Below are 1,201 nucleotides of genomic sequence, written 5' to 3'. Positions count from 1 at the left end.
CAGAGTGACTGACCACTTAGCCAGAAAATATGATTTCATTTGGTTAACTACTTATGGCTATTAATAACAGTGACATTAAGCTCTTCGAAAGCCAGAGTCGCACGGACGAGAAAACCAGTGGTGGTCAGGTGTTGTTTTTCTCGTGACCAATATTTTTTAACTACTTAGTCATTTTGAAACCGGGCAGGATGGGAGAAATAGAGGTTGATTAAAGCTCATTATTTTTTGCTTTATTAGACTCTCTTATACAGGCGGCAGCTTGCCTACCAGCGATTTTTGCTTGTTCTTTATCACCGGTATTCTTGAAAGTTTTATAGTAAGCCTTCTGGTAAGCCTTCTGGGTAGCTTTCCCTTTCTCGGACTGCACATAAGCCTTTCCGTAAGCCTTTTGGTAAGCCTTTTGGTAAGCCTTCCATTTCTCGGACTCACGGTACGCCTTCCTGTAAGCCTTCCGTTTCTCGGACCGTTCGTAAACCTTCTGGGAAGCCTTCCACTTCTCGGACTTACGGTAAGCCTTCCACTTCTCGGACTTACGGTAAGCCTTCTGGTAAGCCTTCTGGTAGGCCTTCCGTTTCTCAGACTTCGCGTAAGCCTTATCATAATTGTAATGAATATCAGCAACTGATGAGCTTTGCGAGTTTGATGGCCCTAATCCTAGAATAGACTGGATTGAAAAACGTTCATTATCAGGAATATATGTGGGGGCATGATCATTATTCTGCAGTTTCATTCTGACAGGTAAGTAAAGTGGTTGATCTTCAGTATGGCTATCAACAATGACTAGCGACCTTTTTTCATACCGAGGGTCATCAAATGGATTATGAAAAGGCACTGTTGGCTGCTGAAGGTAGTTTTCAGTAGTTTCATAAGTACGCATAGTACATAGAACATTAGCTACTTCTGCAACGTGACGGGAGAAAGCCTGACATGATGAGCCAGGTTCAAAAAAAATAGTATTTTGAAAATAAGAAAAGCAATCAGAAGCTTCATTTAAATGAGCAGAATAATTAAGTCTATCCATTGATAGTATTGAAGTATTGAATTATAGCTTAAGACTAATAATTATCATAAAAGTTCCCCCCTTAACACAACCTATTCAATATTTATGTCAACCAAATATAAGAATTTGTCAGGGCTATTAAGTAGCTCGACTTTAGAGTTCCCAAAGCACAATAGTTCAGCAAAAAGTGAATAAACTGCT

Annotated in this window: 1 protein-coding gene; it reads right to left on the bottom strand. The window is 39.8% G+C overall.

Annotated elements, in window-relative coordinates; all coding sequences use genetic code 11:
- Positions 1 to 208 precede the first annotated feature (208 nt).
- On the bottom strand, positions 209 to 877 hold the full coding sequence (locus KDK15_RS04415; protein ID WP_257294153.1) for a hypothetical protein: 669 nt from the start codon (positions 875 to 877) through the stop codon (positions 209 to 211).
- Between the last annotated feature and the right edge of the window lie 324 nt (positions 878 to 1,201).

This window comes from Endozoicomonas sp. YOMI1, from assembly GCF_024606345.1.
Taxonomy (GTDB): Bacteria; Pseudomonadota; Gammaproteobacteria; order Pseudomonadales; family Endozoicomonadaceae; genus Endozoicomonas.
Note: the sequence above shows the minus strand (reverse complement) of the source record. Positions and strands in the feature narration are given on the sequence as shown.

Bases quoted from the DNA above. Each gene is read 5' to 3' on its own strand.
- KDK15_RS04415 (WP_257294153.1), bottom strand. From the start codon at position 877: ATGCGTACTTATGAAACTACTGAAAACTACCTTCAGCAGCCAACAGTG.